Below are 3,224 nucleotides of genomic sequence, written 5' to 3' on the forward strand. Positions count from 1 at the left end.
TATTCCTTTGCTTTTTTTATTTTCAATCATTTATTCTCACCTTACTCCTACATGAACTGTTTGCTATTTAATAAGCTGATCTTCCGTTAATATGCTTAAAGTGATTTATTAAGCAATCGCCCCCGTTACTTTAAGACTCGGTTTCGAGATATATTTAAGTAACACACACCGAGCCGTTAGTGAAAAACGTTTTATTATATGTTAGTTACAACCTTTTCGTAAGATAGACCCAAATATTGATACTTAATAATTACTTTCTCTATACTACTTTGGTGTACTAATGTAATAGCGTAAATCAAGTCATCATCTGTAACGGTTCCTTCGTTTACCTTTGTTAATTGCAGTTGAGGGCCTGTGTTGGGCTTTAGCTTCACATTATTTATGCTTTTGAATTGGTACTTACTTGCCTCTTCACTATTAAAATCATCAGTTATAATGAATCCTTTTGAATGATTGCTAACCTGTATTTTTGCTTCGGAAGGGTGTTTGTAATTATTGACTAATAACTCTGTTATTTTAATATCGGCGAAAGAATGTCTATTCCCTACTTCTAATAATATTACTTCTTTTCCTTTCTGGTATGCAGAGCCGTTCTGGACAGCTAAAGGCGGATTAAATTTGTAATAAAGATAACTTCCACAAACAGTTATGGGAATCAAGATCATAAAAATGATAAAAAACTTCTTCAAGACCTCCCCTCCTTATTAAAAATTCTCAAAAAAGACTGCCACGTCAGATGAAAGTTGGGAAAATGACGAAAACAGTATTGAGCATAAGCCCCCGTTATTATAAGACTCGAATTAAAGATAATCAAAGCCAAGGGTAGTTCTTATGCCTTTGTCGGAAGCGCTAGAACCGTCCCCTCGCTTCATTATAATGGAAATTACTAGAATCGAATTGAATATAAGAGACTAATGAATATCTATCTTTATGATGATATAATTCAACTCGAAATAGGAGGGTTATTGTGAAGAAAAATATTTTGATGTCAAGGACGTTTAATTATATACAAAATCGTCGGGTTAAAATTATACAAGTCTGCCACCTTATTCGGCAGACTTGTTTTTCATCCGGAAGCTTGGACCGTCAATTGAAAATACTCTTGAATGATGAAGCAGCCGATCCAATATTGCTGTCGCAATAATCCCATCTCCCAACACTTCTCCCCACTGGCTGAACGTCTTGTTCGAGGTTAAAATAATAGAGCTATTCTCATATCTCCGGCTGATCACTTGAAATAAGTAATGGCCGCCGTTATCCGATAGATTTAAGTATCCCATTTCATCGATAATCAGGAGGGAGGGCTTAGCGATTCCTCTCATTTTCTTATCTAATTTCCCTTGGGCATCTGCTGTCTCTAGTGACGTAACGAGCTCCTGTGCTGTCATGAAATATGTCTTCAAACCTTTACTGATTGCCTCGAGGGCAATTGAAACCGCAAGGTGTGTCTTTCCTACTCCCGGAGGCCCAAGAAAAATTAGATTCTGGTTTTGTTCGATAAAGCTGAGATTCATGTATTCTTCGATGTCCCTTTTGGAAACACCATTAATACGTTGAAAGTCAAACGTATCTAAAGTTTTCTTAAAAGGTAAGCGAGAGAGCTTAAGTAGAGTTTGTCTACTTCGCTCTATTCGTGCTTGATTCTCCAATTCCAATAGTCGCTCAAGAAAGACGTGATATGGTATATTATCTTTAGAAGCTTCTTCCGTGAGGGTACGCCACTCTGATTGAATGGTAGATAATTTAAGTGAATCACAGTATGTATCGATGACTTGATTCATCACTTTCACTCTCCCTCTCGAAGAAATTGGTCGTAAACGCTTAGTGGGCGAACAGCGACCTCTATATCTGATGCAGCGTGGAAGGTGCCAGCCTTTGAACGCTGCTTTTTTCTTATCTGTTCGGAGAGTGGTAGGATCTTATCATCCTTTGTATAAGTTAATATGGCCTCCCCACGATGATGAACAGTGATCTTTCCATACAGTGTTTCCTTAATCATTACTTCTTGTCCCGCATAAGGGGAGTTCATGAGTATTTTCCGAGCGTGATAATTCATGACGCCGTCTTTTCCTATCTTTCGATAGGTTAGATAACTCACTTCATATTTTGTTGGAAGAGAATCGAGAGATTCTTTCATCCAAAGTTCCACAGGCTTTCGTTCTGTTGTAGAGTGATCACGCTGGTTCGCTCTTTCTTCAACCCACCTCATTAGTGTACGATTCAATTCCTGTAATGATCGGACGGAGGACGTCTCTAACCAGCCATTCATATACCCTATGAACCGTTCCACTTTTCCTTTGGTTTGAGGGCGATAAGGTCGGTGGACCTTCGGTGTAAATCCATAATGATCGACGAAATCTAAGAACTTTTCATTCCACTCAACTTCAGAACCACTTCTTCGGTTTATTATTGTCCTCATATTATCGAACAGAACCTTTTCAGGAACACCTCCAAAGTATTCGAAAGCATCAACTAGACAGTGAAGCAGATGCTCTCGGTCCTGCCTTTCCGCAAAACAAACATAACTCATCCGTGAATAAGACAGTGTAGCCACAAATATCATTAACGGAATAATATCTCCATCAACCTGGTAAAGGCCAGCTTCTTTCCAATCCACCTGCATTTGTTCTCCTGGTTCAGTCTCATACCGTCTGGTATAACTTTCTTTAAAGGATTTGCGATATGGTTGTACAAATTCTTTAAGGATCGTTTTGCCGCCTGAATATCCCTGTTTTCGAATTTCCTTATATAGCTTTTCACAATTGAATACATGGTCTTCGAGTACTCGCCTTAATAGGTATTCTTTATAGGGATCTAATTTTGACCCTTTCTTCGTACGTTTCTGTACATGATTTCTTTCTCTTTCACTTAGAGCTTTCACCGTATGGCGATGCATTCCCAACATCTGTGCAATGTCCGTATAGGACATCCCACGTTCCAGGTATTCTTTCACTTTTCCTCGCTCTCCCTCCAGCTTCATGAACTAAATCTCCTCCCGTATGGATTCAATTTAATTATGAAGCTTGTCGAAATTTAAGGCGACGATTTTGTAAGTTTTTATCCGGCTATATTGTCCATTTTAAATGCGACTCTTTCATTGATAATTGTAATAGTTTTAATCATTACATGCTTTGGCTTTTTCACTTATAAATATTACCAATCTACAAAGCTTGACCACAAAAACTGGGAAAGATTTATTAAAGACTTTCATTATTCTATTGATC

3 protein-coding genes are annotated in these 3,224 nt (G+C 38.1%); all 3 read right to left on the minus strand.

The features are described from left to right. Window positions 1-194 precede the first annotated feature (194 nt). Window positions 195-689 carry a hypothetical protein gene (locus tag GLW00_RS20180; protein WP_160917065.1) on the minus strand — a complete coding sequence of 165 codons (495 nt, stop codon included), beginning with the start codon at window positions 687-689 and terminating at the stop codon, window positions 195-197. Window positions 690-1,046: 357 nt separating this feature from the next. Continuing rightward, window positions 1,047-1,781, minus strand: coding sequence for an IS21-like element helper ATPase IstB (gene istB, locus GLW00_RS20185; RefSeq protein ID WP_115824383.1), 735 nt, complete (start codon window positions 1,779-1,781; stop codon window positions 1,047-1,049). 5 nt (window positions 1,782-1,786) lie between these two features. Continuing rightward, complete coding sequence (istA, locus tag GLW00_RS20190) at window positions 1,787-2,980, minus strand: IS21 family transposase (protein ID WP_160917067.1); 1,194 nt, start codon at window positions 2,978-2,980, stop codon at window positions 1,787-1,789. Between the last annotated feature and the right edge of the window lie 244 nt (window positions 2,981-3,224).

The organism is Halobacillus litoralis, assembly GCF_009856445.1.
Lineage (GTDB): Bacteria > Bacillota > Bacilli > Bacillales > Halobacillaceae > Halobacillus > Halobacillus litoralis.

Coding starts and splice junctions, on each gene's coding strand:
- istA (WP_160917067.1), bottom strand. CDS start 2,980: ATGAAGCTGGAGGGAGAGCGAGGAAAAGTGAAAGAATACCTGGAACGT.
- istB (WP_115824383.1), bottom strand. CDS start 1,781: ATGAATCAAGTCATCGATACATACTGTGATTCACTTAAATTATCTACC.